The organism is Rhodobacteraceae bacterium S2214 (genome assembly GCA_025141675.1).
Lineage (GTDB): Bacteria > Pseudomonadota > Alphaproteobacteria > Rhodobacterales > Rhodobacteraceae > Yoonia.
Map to the genome: position 1 here is coordinate 1,292,510 of CP081161.1, position 15,830 is coordinate 1,308,339.

Below are 15,830 nucleotides of genomic sequence, written 5' to 3' on the forward strand. Positions count from 1 at the left end.
GGCCGATCAACACCGAATTGGGAGGTCAGTGTGTCTAAACGTTCACTGCAGTCACTTTGTCTATGTATTGCGTCAACTTATGGAGCGTAATTTGAAAGTCCTGATCGCAGGCACGGGGTTCGCGGGACAAGGTCACGCAGAAGCATTTCGCGGGACGGGGGCCGAGGTTGTCGGCATGGTGGGTCGCACGGAAAGCGTCGTCAAAGATGTCGCCGCGAAAATGGATATTCCGTTTGCGGGGACCGATTGGCAGGCAGCGTTGGAGACCTGTAAACCGGATATCGTATCAATCGCCACACCGGGTGGTGCGCATGTGGAACCGATTAAACAGGCGATCGCGGCTGGTTGTCATGTGTTCTGCGACAAACCGATGACCCATAGCGGGGAGACTGCGGTGGAGCTGCGCGATCTGGCTGAGAAGGCAGGCGTTAAAACCGCCTATGCTGCCAGTTTCCGCTACACGCCGAGCGTGCTGCACGCGAAACGGCTCGTGGCCGAAGGCGCGATTGGCGAGCCGACTGAGGTCGAGAGCATTTCGCACTTCAATCTTGATCGCAACATTCCGTTTGGGTGGTCCCATAGCAAGGACGCTGGGGGCGGGCGGCTGAATAACAACTTTACCCATTCGCTTGCGATTGTGACGTCCGTTGTGGGGGATCAAATCCTGCAAATCATGGGCGATGTCCGCGATGATCTGGGGCGTGCGCCAATTGTGGACGGTGTACATAACTTCATGACGCGGCGCGATTTTATTCCCAAGGACCTGAACGATCCGACGCTCAAATGGGGCGATAGCGATGTGGAATGGTCCTATACGGTTCTTGCTAAGCTAAAAGGACCGCATGCCGCCAAACCTGTGTCGGTTCTGTTCAAACACGGCGGGCTTGTGCCGCGGTTCCAAGACGATCACATCATCTTTTACGGCACAAAGGGCGCGATCTATCTAAAGGGTCATTACGGCACTGGTCAGCTGTCGCACTACGGCCGCGACGGCAAATGGACGGACCTGCCGCTACCGCAGGATATCGTGGATGCGAACCCCGATGTGGCAGGCGAGACTGAGCAATGCTGGCACTATCTTGCCCGCGAATTGGTGCGCGATATCAAGGGCGAACAGGTCGATCCTTACCCGACATTTGTCCAAGGCGCGCAATTTCAGCAGATCATTGATATCATCCGGAAATCGGATGGTTGGACCGATGTGACAGGCTTGGCATAAGGAAGACCACCATGAAAATCACAGGCGCAAAGATCTTCATTGGCGGGCCGGGTAAGAATTACGTCACCGTCAAGATTATGACTGATGCGGGGGTTTACGGCCTCGGTGATGGGACGCTGAATAACCGCGAAACGTTGCCCGCTGCGTACCTGCAAGACTACCTGATCCCCGCGATCATCGGGATGGACCCGCGCAATAGCGAAGACATCTGGCAGTTCATGTATCGCGGTGCCTATTTCCGCAAAGGTCCGATTGCGATGGCCGCGTTTGGCGCGATTGATATGGCGCTGTGGGACATCAAAGGTAAGCTGGCGAATATGCCAGTGTATCAGTTGTTTGGCGGGAAAAGTCGTACCGCTGCAATGGTTTACGCCCATGCGACGGGGGCTGATCTGGATGATCTGATGACCTCTGTCCAGCATTATGTCGACCAAGGGTACAAAGCCGTGCGCGTGCAATGCGGCATTCCGGGGATGCCGACGGCGGGTTACGGCGTGTCTGAAAACAAGGGCGACGTTGCGAATTACATCACGGATTTCAGCGGCATTCAGCCCAAGGTCGAAGTCTGGGATACGGGGCGTTATATGCGCTATATGCCGGATGCTTTGATGCAGATCCGCGAACGTTTCGGGCCTGAGTTAAAGATTTTGCACGACGTCCATCATCGGCTGACCCCGCGCGAGGCGGCTGCTTTTGCGAAGGCGGTTGAACCGGCCGATCTGTTCTGGCTCGAAGACCCGACCCCTGCCGAGGATCAAGACGCGCTGAAGCTGCTGCGTCAGCATTCCACGGTGCCTGTTGCGATCGGCGAGGTCTTCAATTCGATATGGGAATGTAACAAGCTGATCGAGCAAAACCTGATTGATTTTATCCGTGTCAGCGTAACCTATGCAGGCGGCATTACCCATGCAAAGCGGATCGTTGATCTGGCTGGGCTGCATAATGTGCGCACAGGTTTTCACGGTGCACCAAGCCATTCGCCGATTTCAATGGCGGCGCAGGCCCATCTGAACGTCTGGGCCCCGAATTTTGGCATTCAGGAATATCTGGTGCTTGGCACGCCGGAATGTGACGCCCTTTTCCCGTCTGATCATTACCTTGAGAACGGGATGTTCTACGTCAGTGATGCGCCCGGTCTTGGGGTTGAATTCAACGAAGATGAGGCCGCGCAATACAGTTACAAAGCGGGTAGTCACCCGATTGTGCGACTGGAAGATGGTACGATGTGGGACTACTAGCGGGGCGTTAGGTCCCTTCAAAAACCCGTTGGCGGGCATTGTTGACGTGGTCGCGCATCGCGTCCCGTGCTGCGTCCGCGTCGCCCGCGACAAGGGCGTCATAGATCGCGTGATGTTCCGCTTGCACCAGTTCGAGGCGCGCTTGCGTTTTGGTCAGCGACAAACTGCGGGTCAGGTTCATGCCTGTCAGGATGTTGGATTGCATCGAACTGCGCGCGGCGAGGAAATATTTGTTGTCGGAAGCGGCACAAACAGCGACGTGAAACCGTTCGTCGTCGTCCACGCCCAGCTTGCCTGACACCACACAGCGATCAAGCTGATCGAGCGCCTGTTTGAGCCGCACGAGATCATCTTCGGTCCGGCGCTGGGCGGCAATATAGGCGGCTTCACCTTCGATGGCGGCACGAAATTCGAACGTCCGTTGGATGTCGGCGATGGACCCTACAGGCGCAAAATCCAGCATGACACCTTCGGGGCGTCGCTGCACAAATGACCCCGATCCTTGGCGGGATACGATCACGCCGTCTTCGCGTAACTGTTTCAAAGCACGGCGTAAAATGGGGCGCGACACCTTAAGCTGATCGCTCAGTGTGTGTTCTGTTGGCAGCTTTTGCCCAGCGGGAAAATCACCCGCAACAATCATCGCTAGCACGCTTTCATAGGCCTGATCTGAAAGGGACCTGTCGTTCGTCGCAGGCGGTGCTTCTGACACGGGGGGCAGGGTCGAATGGGGTATGACGTAGGTCTCCTTGTGCCGTGACGCGATGTGGTGGCGCTGTGTTTCATAGCGGATTCTTTCCAAACATGCTGCAATTTTTGGCAGTATGTTTACAAGTGTTTACAAATTTTACCGAATCTGAACAACTGCGCGAACCACATGATTGTACTGCTGGGGCGCGTTGCCACTAGCGGGCGATGAAGTTCTGGGAGGAAACCTGTGTTTAACTTTAAATCTATGAAAGCCCTTTTGATCGGTGCTGTCTCTGTTGCGGCCATGGCCGCCACGTCTGCTGCCGCTGAAACTGCGTTGCGTGGTGCCAGCATGTTCGACGAAGAACACGCCTACACTAAGACATTGCGCGAATTCGAACGTCTGGTTGGTGAAAAAGCCGAAGACGTCACATTTGATCTAAGCCTGAACGGTGAACTTGGCGACGAAAGCGATTTTGTCACGTTCCTGCAGCAAGGCGTTGCGATCGATTTCGCGATCATGGCTCCGTCCAACATGGCGACTTTTGCCCCGTCCATTCCGTTGATGGACATGCCGTTCCTGTTCCGCGATCTGGACCACTGGAACACTGCACTGTCCAGCGGCGTGATGGCCCCGCTTGAAGCTGAACTGCTGGAAAAAGCGAACATCCGCGTGATCGGCTATGCGGGTGGCGGTGTGCGTAACCTTGCCTCTGCTGAGCCAATCACGAACCTTGAAGAGCTTGCTGGTCACAAGATGCGTGTGATGGGTGCCCCTATTCAGGCGCAAATCTTTAACGCGCTGACGGCCGCACCTTCTGCGATTGCCTACAACGAAGTTTACAACGCGATCCAGACGGGCGTGATTGCCGGTTTCGAAAACGAAGCGGCGTCGATCCAGAACCTGAAGTTCTACGAAGTGGCCCCAAATATCACGCTGACAAAGCACGCGATCACAGTGCGTCCTTTGGTGATGTCCGAAAGCACATTCAGCGCATTGTCTGACGATCTGAAGGCCGCTGTTCTGGAAGCAGGTGCCGAAGCGGGCGCATTCGGTCGTGCGTTGGAAAGCGGCCAAGATGGCGAAAAGATGCAAGAAATGATCGACGCTGGTCAGGTTGTTGTTGCTGAATTCGAAGGCCGTGATGCGCTGCTGGAAATGGTGATCCCTGTGCAGGACGCCTATGCCGCTGAGCTGGGTGCGACTGATTTGCTTGCTGCGATCCGCGATCAATAAACTTTCCCCAATCTCCCTACTGCCGGCGTCTTTCGGGGCGCCGGTGGTTCTTTTTCTAGAACGGACCCCCAATATGATTGGACGTTTCTTGGACCGCCTTTGCGATGGCCTGCGGGTGTTGCTGGGCCTTCTGATTGCAGCGCTTGCGATCCCCGTCGGGATGCAGGTTTTGGCCCGCTATACCGGTGTGATCCCTGTCTTTTTATGGACCGAAGAACTGGCGACGTTCATCTTCGTTTGGGCCGTGATGATCGGTGCCATGATTGCCGTGTGGGACGGGACGCATTTTGATGTGCGTGTGATCCCTGATGCGAAACGTCCATTCCTGAAGTTACTTCAGGATGGGTTTGTTCTGCTTATGATCCTTGGCTTTGCTTTGATTTTTGCGTGGTACGGCGTGGAATATGCTGAATTTGGCTACATCCAGAATTCGACGATGATGCGGGCCAATATGATGATCACCTATATTTCGGTGCCCATTGCGGGCGTATTGTGGACCGTTTTCACGGGCTACCGACTGTTTGAAGCAGTCCAGACTTACAAAAATACGAAGAAGGCAGCGGCATGATTATTTCAACAGGTCTTGCCTGCGCCATTTTGGTTGGCGGTTTTATTCTTCTGGTCGCATTGCGGGTGCCTGTCGCTTTTGCGCTGGCGATTTCCACGGTCCCGATTGTGGTAATGGAGCTGCGTCTGACCCCGTTCATTGTGCTTGACCGGATGTTCCAGTCTTACAATTCGTTCATTCTGCTGGCTGTGCCGTTCTTTTTATTGGCTGCGAACCTGATGAATTCAGGGAAGGTGACAGACAAGTTGATCGATTTGGCCCGCGTCTTGACAGGCTGGATGCCCGGCGGATTGGGACATGTGAACGTCGCCGTGTCGATGTTGTTCGCGGGCATTTCCGGATCATCCACCGCGGACGCTGCCGGTTGCGGTAAAATCCTGATCCCTGCGATGATCAAAGAAGGTTACGACCGCCGTTTTGCCATCGCGATCACCGCCTGTTCGTCCGTGATGGGCGTTATTATCCCGCCGTCGATCCTGATGATCGTCTGGGGCGGTGTGATGCAAACCTCTGTTGGGGCGTTGTTTTTGGCGGGTGCCGTGCCCGGCATTATGATCGGTCTGGCCTTGATGGCGACGGTTTATGGCTACGCAAAGGTTTACAACTACCCGATCATCGGGAAACCAAGTGTCAGCGATATCGTGACTGCCTTTAAGGGCGCTTTCCTGGCGATGCTGACCCCGATCCTCGTGATCGGCGGCATCGTGGGCGGGGTCGTCACCCCGACGGAAAGCGCGATTATTGCGGCGGGCTATTCGTTGATTTTGGGCATGTTTGTCTACCGGACCGTGACCATCAAAGACCTTGGTCACATCTTTTACGACACGGGCCGTTTTGCGTCGATTTCACTGTTCGCGATTGGGTCGGCGTCGGCGTTTGGCTGGTTGCTCGCGTTTTATCACGTGCCGCAATTGGTCGTGGATACGATGACGGCTTGGCAGTTTGGCGCGTTTGGCACGGCTTTGGTAATCGCAGGTTTGTTCCTGTTCTTTGGTCTGTTCATTGATGCGATCCCCACGATCATCATTTTGGGCACAGTATTGTTGCCCGTCGCGACCGCGGCGGACATCCATCCGGTTGTATTTGCGATTATCGGGATTGTGTCGTTGGCTTTTGGTTTGGTGACCCCGCCTTACGGGCTGTGTTTGTTGATCTCGGCCTCGATTGGCGGCATGAATGTTGTGCAGGTGATGCGCGAAGTGGTGGTTATCCTACTGCCGATGTTGGCGATTTTGTTGCTGATCATTCTGTTCCCTGAAATCGCGCTTTGGCTGCCGCGCCAATTGATGCCCGACACAATTAACTAGGCTTTGATATGACGACGGATACGTGCCGCAAGGATGCGCAGGTTTGGGCAAAGTGGTTCTGGACCGACTATTTTGGTGACTGGTTAGCGAAAGTCCGCGATGGCGATGCCGGTGTCTTTGACAAGCTCGACGCGCAGGGACGGCCTGATCCGGCGGCAACAAAATCGGTGCTGACGCAGGCGCGGACTGTGTTTACCGTGGCCCATGCCGCGATGCAGTCGGGTGATCCTGCGTTGATCGCAGCGGCTGTTTCGCAGGCGGCGTTCTTGGACCGCTATCGTAAGGCACCGGGGCTATATCGTTGTGCAATTAGCGCGGATGGGACGCCCACGGGGGATGCGCTGGATGAAGCGGCGCGCAGTTATGACCAGACCTTTGTGATTTTGGCGTTGGTGACGCTGAATAAACTGGCCCCTGATCCTAGCTACGATGCGTTGATCGAGGACTGCTGGGCTGCTTTGCAGAGCACGTTGACGGATGCGGCGACTGGTTTGTTGTTGAATGACGACATCGGGGCTGAACCTAATCCCGCGCAGAACCCGCATATGCACCTTTACGAGGCGTGTTTGCAGGGGTTTCGTATGACGGGTAAGCCGCTTTGGTTGGATCGGGCCGCTGGGGTACGGCGGATCGGGGTGCAGCATTTCATGGATCAGGACAGCGGCAGTATTGTGGAGTTTCTGTCACCTGATCTCGACCCGCTACCGGGCAATGATGGGCTGCGCCGTGAAGCCGGGCACCAATGCGAATGGGCTTGGTTGTTGCTGGAAGAAGCAGAGTTGGCGAACGATCCGAGTTTGCATGACACTACGATGAAACTGTTGGCTTTTGCCGATCAGCATGGATTTGCGCGCGATGGTCTGGCGTTTGATGCGGTGTTGGCTGATGGGGCGATATTGGAAGAAACGTTCCTTTTGTGGCCCCAGACCGAAGCGATCAAAGCCTACGCATTACGGCACGTGGCGGGGGACAAAACGGCCGGTGATAAAGCCTGCACCCTGATGTGTTTGATGTTTGAACGGTGGTTCAAAGATCGCCCCGTTTACATCAATCAGATTGATGCGGCGGGCGACACGATCTGGCCGGAGGCGCTAACGCGGTTGATGTATCACGTGGTGATCGCAATGACCGAAGGCGCGCGGGCAGGTTTGTGGGGTGCGGCACCACGTTCACTGGCCAATTAGACCAGTGTTTTTAATGTGATCCGGAACACCGCAGGCTGCCCATCATCAAATGAGGTTACGTTCCTTAGCGATCATCGCTGCGTGGGTGCGGTTGCGGGCTTCCAATTTGCGGCTGAGCGTTTTCACGTGCAGCTTGATTGTCACTTCTTGCAGATCCAAGTCCCGCGCAATTTCTTTGTTGGATTTGCCTTCACAAATGCCCATCAGAACGGACGTTTCGCGTTCGGACAGGTTACCAACGGCTTTTTCCTGCACCTGTTTCATGAAATCAAAGGGCGCGTAAACTTCGTCCATGATCATGAATTTAACGGCGCTGACCATTGATTTGGACCCGAGCGTCTTGGGGACGAACCCCACTGCGCCGTCCGCAATTGCGTCTTGGGCGATTTGGGGTGATGCAGTCCCGGACAACAGCGCGACACGACCGTCGTTCGTCGCGGCCTTCATACGTTTGAGGCCTGCGAGGCCATTCATGCCGGGCATGTTGTAATCCAAAAGGACCAAATCAAACGCGACGCTGTCTTCAACTATGGCGAGTGCTTCATCAAGCGTGCCCGCAGTTTCGACGACATTGATACCGTCAGACGCCAACAGAAACGAAGCGATCGTTTCACGAACAAGATCATGATCATCAGCAACTAGAATACGCATACTATACTTTCTATCTACCTCTTTTGGTAGACTACAATAAAAACGATTGGGGACCTAACCGAATTGGTATGATGGACCTCTTACAACCTAGATACCACGCATTTGTGGCAAATTTCTGCTAAAGTAGATAACTTTTAAGGTTCTTTGTACCAACATTGCCTGATGCATAAGTCTGCGATTCTTTGGACGCTGGAATCTATCCTTTCGGATAGTTTGTTATGCTTATGAACATAATGAAGTTACGATGAGTCGTGCTAGGACGGGGACGCGCCCGCGTATCTGGGCCTTATAAGAGGTAAAGACTGCCAATGACCAAAGCTTATCAGTTGTTAGCCAAAACGTTTCTGAGTTTCTCCTTGTTGACGAGCATCGCACATGCTGAGGGTGAAGTGCTTTTGACCGTGACACACGGCGAAAGCGTTATTGAATACGACCAAGACGGCCTTGACCGTTTGGGCACCGTCACTGTTGAAACATCAACAATCTGGACCGACGGTGTGTCATCCTTTACCGGTGTTCCGCTGCGCAATTTGGCAGAAACGCTTGAAGTCACCGAAGGCGTTTTTCTGGCATCCGCGATCAATGACTACACGGTCGAAATCCCGATGTCTGATGCCGTCGAAGGCGGCGCAGTGATTGCGTTCCTTAAGGACGGTGAACCGATGTCGGTACGCGACAAAGGCCCGCTTTGGGTGGTTTACCCGTATGACGACAACCCTGATTACCAGTCGGAAGTGACATATTCGCGCAGCATTTGGCAGCTGGATCGCATTGAGACGAGCGAATAATGCTATTTTGCCGACCGCAGGAAGGCCTGCCGGAGAATCGCAAAAAATCACTTGGACGAAACAGGTGGGTTAGCGCCGCGTTGATATGCGGCGTTGTGCTGGCGTGCATGGTTGGGATTTACGTTCTCAGTTCCGACGCACGGCGCGAAATCAACGCATTGGCCACTGCAAATGGGGATAGCACGCAATGGTCGCTGGCGCAGTCCGAAGTCGAACTATTGGCACTTTTGTCTGAAGCACAACGGACCGACCTGCCGGAAGAAGAGAAGTTGCGCAATGTCCGGCGGCGGTTCGATATCTACTATTCGCGTGTAAACACGATGCGTGAAAGCCAGGCATTGGCTGGGCTACGGACCGAACAAGCGGCTGTCGACAATCTGGATGCCATGTCTGTTTTCGTGGATGATCTAGTCCCATTCATCGACGGGCCCGACGATGCGTTGGCGGCTATGCTGCCAGAATTAGTTACAAGGATTGAAGCGGTCCGACCGTTGGCGCGTGCGACGTCCATCTTGGGAATCGAACATTTTGCAGAGCTCTCTGGTGAGCAGCGCGAAAACGTTGCCAATGCGTTGACGCGTCTTGGTATTCTCGTTTTCGTACTTGTAGCCGCGCTTTTCGTTGTCGTCTTTGCGCTGATGCGGTCCATGTGTCGCGCTGATCGCGATGCTGCCGAAAAGTTGATGACCCAACGTCGGATGGGCGTCATTGTGCAGACGTCGCTAGATGCGATTGTTGTGGTCAATTTGGACGGCAAAGTCATTGAGTTTAATGAGGCCGCTGAGGAAGTATTCGGATACACGCGCGACGAAATCGTCGGGACAAAAATGTCCGATTCGATTGTGCCCCCGAAGTATCGTGAAGGCCATGAAGCTGGGATGGCGCGCTATATCCGATCCAAGGAAGCCCATGTTGTCGGTAAAGGGCGTATCCAGTTGGAAGGGATGCACAAAAGCGGGCGTATTTTTCCTGTCGAATTTTCGGTTTCTTCGGCTGAAGGGCCAGAGGGCGAAATTTTCGTGTCTTACATGCGCGATATTTCTGAACAGGTCGCAAAAGAAGAAGAATTGGTGCGCGCCCGTGATGAAGCGGTCGCTGGCGAACGGGCGAAGGCGGATCTGGTCGCCGTGATGAGCCATGAAATGCGGACGCCGCTTAATGGCATCGTCGGGGCGCTTGAATTATTGCGGTCCACTGATTTGGACAAAACCCAGTCGAGCATGGCTGATGTGATGGGCACGTCGTCTGACATGTTGCTGCAACACGTCAATGACGTGCTGGATATGTCGCGTCTTGAAGCAGGCGCTGAAGAAAAGATTCAACGGCCCTACGATCCGGTCGCTGTCACACATGAGTTGTTGGAAAGCTTACAGGTCGCGGCTGAGAAATCGAAAAATAAGCTGGAATTGAAAGTTCTTGATCCGCAGTTTGACCGTGTGATGGGCGATGCGACGAAGTTACGCCAAATTCTGACGAACCTTGTGGGCAACGCGATCAAATTTACCAAGCATGGTAAGATTGATGTTGAAATTGAACGCGATGCGGATGGTAGTTTTTGGGAATTGCGGGTGTCTGACGAAGGTGTCGGTATTTCCGAAGAAGACCAGCGTCGCATTTTTGATGACTTTGTGACGCTTGATCCATCCTACACGCGCGCGCAACAGGGCACGGGATTGGGGCTTGGTATTGTCCGTCGACTGGTCGAACATCTTGATGGTGAAATTGGCGTCGAAAGCACTTTGGGCGAAGGCACTGTATTTTGGGTCCGGCTTCCGACAAATCTGGCTATGGACAGCCAGACCGCACCCAAGGCGAAAAGTGAAACCCACAACGCTGACGAGCAGTCAGAGATCGCAGACGGCATGAATATCCTGCTGGTCGAAGATAACGCGATCAACCGTATCGTGGCCGATGCGATGCTTAAGAAAATGGGCCACACCATTATCGAGGCTCACAACGGCGTCGAAGGTGTCGAAATCGCTAGTCGCCGACGGTTCGATGTTGTTTTAATGGATGTCAGCATGCCCGTGATGGACGGGGTGGAAGCAACCAAACGTATCCGTGCGGGCGCGGGCCCCAATGCCGATACACCTATTTTTGCGGTGACGGCCCACGCGATGCCAGCGGACATTGAACGGTTTGTTGCGGCAGGCATGAACGATGTTCTTGTGAAACCGCTGAGTATTGCGCGTCTGAATGAACTGTTGAACGGTGTGACTGTAGATCGTCCGGTGCAGGGTGATGACCTGCTGGATCATGAATTGATCGGTGATTTGGCGGATGCCGTTGGGTCGGAAAAGCATCACGCATTGGTAGGCGAATTCATCGCGGAAGTTGATGACGCGACGGGCCGTTTCGGGCCTGAGGATCACCACCTGCAGGGGGACGCGTTGCGATCAGAAATCCACCGTCTTGCGGGATCTGCGTCGGTTATTGGCGCACCTGCCTTGCGTGATCGGTTGCATCATGTCGAAAGTCTTCTGGTTGCAGAAGAATTGGCAGATGCGACTGATGCCTTGAAGGACGTGACCGAGATCTGGTCTGTAACCAAAGACGCTTTGCGGGACATGCTGGATTTGGACGGTGTCAGCTAGGTAAAGGCGATTTGCGTCTTCATGGCTTGGCTGCGATCTGATGCAATTTCAAAGCCTTTTACGGCGTCATCAAGCGATACTGTGTGGGTGATCAGTGGTTTCACGTCGATTAATCCTTTTTGCATCAGCCTGACCCCCGCGTGGAATTCTTCGTGAAAGCGGAAAGACCCTTTTAACATCAGTTCCTTGGCCGTGATCGCCATCATCGGCAGGGTCATATCGCCACTGAGACCAAGCTGCATAATGGTCCCGCCAGGTCGCATTGCGTAGATACCCGCCGCCAAGGCAGGGGCCGCGCCAGAGCATTCGTAAAGCACATCGAATGTGCCCTTGTCCGCGCTGAACCGATCCAGACCATTGGGCGTGGTGCCTGTATTGATGACTTCATCAGCACCAGCCTGTTGGGCCATTTGCAGTGTGAAATCGGACAGGTCTGTTGCGACGATGTGGTCGGCGCCGGCCCGTCTGGCACAAAGGATCGACAGGATACCAATCGGGCCGCATCCCGTTACCAGAACAGATTTGCCGACCATGCCGCCAGCGCGGCGCGTGGCGTGCAAACAGACGGCGAGCGGTTCAGCCATTGCCGCCTCTGCGGGCGTCAAACCGTCTGCGACGGCGCATTGTGCGGGATCGACGTTCAACACCTGCCGGAATGCGCCTTGGATATGCGGGAATGGCATCGCGGAGCCGTAAAACCGCATATTCAGGCATTGGTTTTGACTGCCTTCCAGACAGAATTTGCATGATTGGCACGGACGGGACGGGGACACGGCCACCAGTTGACCAATGTCCAGACCTGTGACGCCAGCGCCCAATGCTGTGACGTGACCGGAGACTTCGTGCCCCAGAACCATGGGTTCGCGTAGCTTGATCGTGCCAAACCCACCGTGGTGATAGTAATGCAAATCGGACCCGCAAATGCCGCCAGCCGCCATGGTAATCTGCACTTCGCCCGCTGCGGGTGGGGTGATTTCAGCTTCGTGTATCCGCAAATCTTTGGGCGCGTGGATGACAATGGATTTCATATCTGCGGAGCCTTTTGGGGTGGTGGCCAGCATTGCTTGACACCAATTGTTAACGATAACATAAATATCGCCAAACCACTTGTCGAGAGTAAAGGAAACGCGGATGAGCACGGCATTATTTGATCTGACAGGCAAGCGCGCCTTGATTACCGGTTCATCCCAAGGGATCGGTTTCGCCTTGGCAAAAGGAATGGCGGCCGCAGGGGCAAGTATCGTTCTGAATGGGCGCGATACTGGGAAACTGGATGCTGCCGCTGCCGCGTTGCGCGAGACGGGTGCGACTGTTGATGTCTTGTCCTTTGATGCGACGGACCACGATGCGGTAAAGGCGGCTGTGGATGGTTTTGAGGCTGAAACCAGCGCGATTGATATCCTTGTCAACAATGCAGGGATGCAGCACCGGACCGCGCTGGAAGATTTTCCGGCTGATGCGTTCGAGCGCCTTCTGCAGACGAATATCGCGTCGGTTTTCCACGTTGGCCAAGCCTGCGCGAACCATATGATCAAACGCAAGGCTGGTAAGATCGTGAATATCGCGTCGGTTCAAACGGCACTCGCGCGTCCCGGTATCGCGCCTTACACAGCCACAAAGGGCGCGGTTGCGAACCTGACAAAGGGTATGGCGACCGACTGGGCCCAATATGGTCTGACCTGCAACGCATTGGCGCCCGGGTATTTCGATACGCCGTTGAACGCGGCCCTTGTTGCTGATCCGGAATTCAGCGCGTGGTTGGCCAAGCGCACGCCAGCGGGGCGGTGGGGCAACGTCGAAGAACTGGTTGGCGCGTGCATTTTCTTGAGCTCAGATGCGTCTACTTTTGTGAACGGTCATTGCCTCTTTGTCGACGGCGGCATCACGGCGTCGCTGTAATGTTTTACGTTGTGATGGGCGTGTCCGGCTGCGGAAAGTCGTCGATTGGTGCCGCTTTTGCAGATGCAATTGGTGGCGTTTTTGTTGATGGCGACGACCTGCATCCTGCAACAAATGTCGCGAAAATGGCGGCTGGTACGCCGCTGAATGACGCGGATCGTGCGCCGTGGTTGCGCGATGTCGGGGCTGCGTTTCGTGAACATGACGGTGACGTGGTGATTGGCTGTTCCGCCTTGAAACGCGCGTACCGTGATATCATCCGTGACGCGGCGGGTGGGCCTGTGACGTTCCTGCATTTGCATGGTTCTCAAGCGGTTATCGCGGAACGTATGGCCGCGCGGGCCGATCATTTTATGCCGACAGCGTTGCTCGACAGTCAGTTTGCGGCGCTTGAGATACCGGACGCGGACGAAACGGCCGTGACGGTCGATATTGATCAACCGCCCGCTGCGATTGTTGCGGCTTTCGTGGCGAACACAGGGAAGGATTTCGCATGACGCTAAAAATTGCATTGATCGGGGCAGGGGCCATGGGCGGCGCAATTGGAGCGCGTTTGGTCGAGACGGGGCAATCTGTTGTGGTCTTTGATCTCGACGCTGACAAAGCGAATGCGTTGATCGCAAAGGGGGCCGTCGGCGCAAATTCAGCGGCAGAGGCTGCGGCCGATGCCGACTACGTCATCACAAGTTTGAACGCCCCGCATATCGTGGAAGCTGCTGTGTTTGGTGAGAACGGTGTCGCCGATGGTGCAAAGCCCGGCACGTTGATCATCGATATGTCGTCGATCGATCCCGATGCCACAAAATCATTTGCGGAACGTGCTGCTGGTCTGGGCCTGCGGTGGGTCGATAGCCCGTTGTCGGGTGGTGCGCCAAAGGTGGCCACTGGTGAACTGACATTGATGGTTGGCGGGGCGGACGACGATTTTGCTGACGCCCGCGAGGTTCTGCAGCATCTGGCGAGCAATATCACGCATATGGGGCCTGCTGGGGCGGGGCAGACGACAAAGCTGATCAATCAGGTTCTGTGTGGTCTGAATTTTCTTGCGGTGGCTGAAGCCACGCAATTGGCGCTTGATGCGGGCGTCGATGCTGCGAAAATCCCGACCGCGTTGAAAGGCGGGCGGGCGGATAGCGCGATCCTGCAGGAATATATGCCGCGCTTTGTCGCGAAGGATTACCGCCGGACGGGTCGGATCGACAATATGGTGAAAGACCTGAACGGGGCGCAGGACCTTGCGCGTCGCACTAATACTGCGATGCCGATGACGGCGACCTGCGCCGAAGTGCACAGGCTTTTGACGGCTGCGGGATTGGGCGGTGAAGATCAGGCGGCGTTGATGGAATATTTCACGGGCCCGCCAAAGCTGGCGGATTAATCGGGATGAAACGCAGCCCCACGATGAAGGACGTCGCGAAAGCGGCGGGCGTTTCGGTCATGACCGTGAGCCGCGCGTTCAAGCTGGATGCTTCGGTCGGGGCGGGGACGCGCGCGCGCATTCAGGAAACGGCAGACGCATTGGGCTATGTGTTCGATAGCACTGCCGCGACGTTGCGGGCGCAGCGCAGCAACTTTGTCGCCGTGACGATCCCGTCGCTAAACAATGCGAACTTTGCAACCATGGTCGAGGCGCTGACGGGTGTTTTGTCGGCGGCAGGTTATCAAGTGCTGCTGGGGCACACGAACTATGACATGCACCGCGAAGAAGAACTGATCGCGGATTTTCTGCAACGCAGGCCGGAGGCGATTGTGGTCACAGGTGGGCGGCACACGGCGCGGGCACGCAAGCTGCTTGCCGCTGCTGGCGTGCCTGTGTTCGAGACGTGGGATTTGCCGGATGATCCAATTGGACATGTGGTGGGGTTTTCGAACCGCGCTGTGATCGCGCCGCTTGTGGATCATCTTGTGGGGCTTGGTCACAGCAAGATCGGGTTTATCGGCGGGGACACTGACAGTGATACACGGGGCATTGATCGGCGGGTGGGTTTTGTTGCGGCGATGGCTGGGCATGGGCTTGATCCGGCGCGGTTGATCGGTTCGGGTGCGCCGCAGAACCCTATGCAGAACGGGGCCAAAGCGATGGCCGCATTGCACGACGACTGGCCCGATACCACTGCCGTGATTTGTGTGTCTGATCTGGTGGCCTTTGGTGCCCTGTCAGAATGCCAGCGGCGCGGGATTGCGGTACCGGACGATATGGCTGTGGTCGGATTCGGGGCCTACGATATTGCAGGCGCTTGTGTCCCAACGCTGACGACGATTGATCCGCGACCAAATGCGATAGGGCAAACGACGGCGCAGCATGTGATCGCGATGATGAATGGGCCGCAGGATAAAGTGATGGTTGGGATGGACCCCGTGCTGCGGGTCGGTGGATCAACGTTGGTGCAGGCCTAGAACGAAAAAGCCCCGCCAAACGCAGGGTTTGACGGGGCTTCGTATTGTTGTGTTCGTA

15 protein-coding genes are annotated in these 15,830 nt (G+C 55.4%); 12 read left to right on the forward strand and 3 right to left on the reverse strand.

What is annotated here, in order from left to right:
- Positions 1 to 79: 79 nt before the first annotated feature.
- Entirely contained in the window at positions 80 to 1,219 is a 1,140-nt protein-coding gene (locus K3729_06385) for a Gfo/Idh/MocA family oxidoreductase (GenBank protein UWR00400.1), read from the forward strand.
- An 11-nt stretch (positions 1,220 to 1,230) separates the two neighbouring features.
- Positions 1,231 to 2,457, forward strand: coding sequence for a D-galactonate dehydratase family protein (locus K3729_06390; GenBank protein UWR00401.1), 1,227 nt, complete (start codon positions 1,231 to 1,233; stop codon positions 2,455 to 2,457).
- 7 nt (positions 2,458 to 2,464) lie between these two features.
- Here the strand turns inward: K3729_06390 and K3729_06395 are convergent, their stop codons facing one another.
- Positions 2,465 to 3,100 carry a FadR family transcriptional regulator gene (locus tag K3729_06395; GenBank protein ID UWR00962.1) on the reverse strand — a complete coding sequence of 212 codons (636 nt, stop codon included), beginning with the start codon at positions 3,098 to 3,100 and terminating at the stop codon, positions 2,465 to 2,467.
- Between the two features lie 312 nt (positions 3,101 to 3,412).
- On the opposite strand from K3729_06395, the gene K3729_06400 reads away from it, so the two are divergent.
- The 4 genes from K3729_06400 to K3729_06415 all read left to right on the forward strand — a co-directional run bounded on the left by K3729_06400 (position 3,413) and on the right by K3729_06415 (position 7,443).
- Positions 3,413 to 4,384 (forward strand): TRAP transporter substrate-binding protein, encoded by a 972-nt coding sequence (locus K3729_06400; protein ID UWR00963.1) that lies wholly within the window; start codon positions 3,413 to 3,415, stop codon positions 4,382 to 4,384.
- 73 nt (positions 4,385 to 4,457) lie between these two features.
- Positions 4,458 to 4,952, forward strand: a complete 495-nt coding sequence (locus K3729_06405; protein ID UWR00402.1) for a TRAP transporter small permease — start codon at positions 4,458 to 4,460, stop codon at positions 4,950 to 4,952.
- A complete protein-coding gene (locus K3729_06410) occupies positions 4,949 to 6,259 on the forward strand; it encodes a TRAP transporter large permease (protein UWR00403.1) in 1,311 nt (436 codons plus the stop codon). The genes K3729_06405 and K3729_06410 overlap by 4 nt, the downstream gene beginning before the upstream one ends.
- A gap of 8 nt (positions 6,260 to 6,267) precedes the next feature.
- Positions 6,268 to 7,443 carry an AGE family epimerase/isomerase gene (locus K3729_06415; protein UWR00404.1) on the forward strand — a complete coding sequence of 392 codons (1,176 nt, stop codon included), beginning with the start codon at positions 6,268 to 6,270 and terminating at the stop codon, positions 7,441 to 7,443.
- Positions 7,444 to 7,488: 45 nt separating this feature from the next.
- Here the strand turns inward: K3729_06415 and K3729_06420 are convergent, their stop codons facing one another.
- Complete coding sequence (locus K3729_06420; protein ID UWR00405.1) at positions 7,489 to 8,094, reverse strand: response regulator transcription factor; 606 nt, start codon at positions 8,092 to 8,094, stop codon at positions 7,489 to 7,491.
- A gap of 308 nt (positions 8,095 to 8,402) precedes the next feature.
- On the opposite strand from K3729_06420, the gene K3729_06425 reads away from it, so the two are divergent.
- Positions 8,403 to 8,882 (forward strand): molybdopterin-dependent oxidoreductase, encoded by a 480-nt coding sequence (locus K3729_06425; GenBank protein ID UWR00406.1) that lies wholly within the window; start codon positions 8,403 to 8,405, stop codon positions 8,880 to 8,882.
- A 107-nt stretch (positions 8,883 to 8,989) separates the two neighbouring features.
- A complete protein-coding gene (locus K3729_06430; GenBank protein UWR00407.1) occupies positions 8,990 to 11,476 on the forward strand; it encodes a response regulator in 2,487 nt (828 codons plus the stop codon).
- Here the strand turns inward: K3729_06430 and K3729_06435 are convergent.
- On the reverse strand, positions 11,473 to 12,504 hold the full coding sequence (locus K3729_06435; protein ID UWR00408.1) for an L-idonate 5-dehydrogenase: 1,032 nt from the start codon (positions 12,502 to 12,504) through the stop codon (positions 11,473 to 11,475). The two genes, K3729_06430 and K3729_06435, sit on opposite strands and share 4 nt — an antisense overlap.
- A 103-nt stretch (positions 12,505 to 12,607) precedes the next feature.
- Here K3729_06435 and K3729_06440 point away from each other — a divergent pair, with 103 nt between their 5' ends.
- From K3729_06440 to K3729_06455, 4 genes are read left to right on the forward strand one after another with little or no spacing between them, the layout of a single operon-like run.
- The gene (locus tag K3729_06440) at positions 12,608 to 13,375 is read left to right on the forward strand and encodes an SDR family oxidoreductase (protein ID UWR00409.1); all 768 of its coding nucleotides are present in this window, start codon (positions 12,608 to 12,610) and stop codon (positions 13,373 to 13,375) included.
- On the forward strand, positions 13,375 to 13,872 hold the full coding sequence (locus tag K3729_06445; protein UWR00410.1) for a gluconokinase: 498 nt from the start codon (positions 13,375 to 13,377) through the stop codon (positions 13,870 to 13,872). The genes K3729_06440 and K3729_06445 overlap by 1 nt, the downstream gene beginning before the upstream one ends.
- Positions 13,869 to 14,753: an NAD(P)-dependent oxidoreductase gene (locus K3729_06450; GenBank protein ID UWR00411.1), complete on the forward strand. Its 885-nt coding sequence runs from the start codon at positions 13,869 to 13,871 to the stop codon at positions 14,751 to 14,753. Before K3729_06445 ends, K3729_06450 begins: the two co-directional genes overlap by 4 nt.
- A 5-nt stretch (positions 14,754 to 14,758) precedes the next feature.
- A complete protein-coding gene (locus K3729_06455; GenBank protein UWR00412.1) occupies positions 14,759 to 15,772 on the forward strand; it encodes a LacI family DNA-binding transcriptional regulator in 1,014 nt (337 codons plus the stop codon).
- The last annotated feature ends 58 nt before the right edge of the window (positions 15,773 to 15,830 follow it).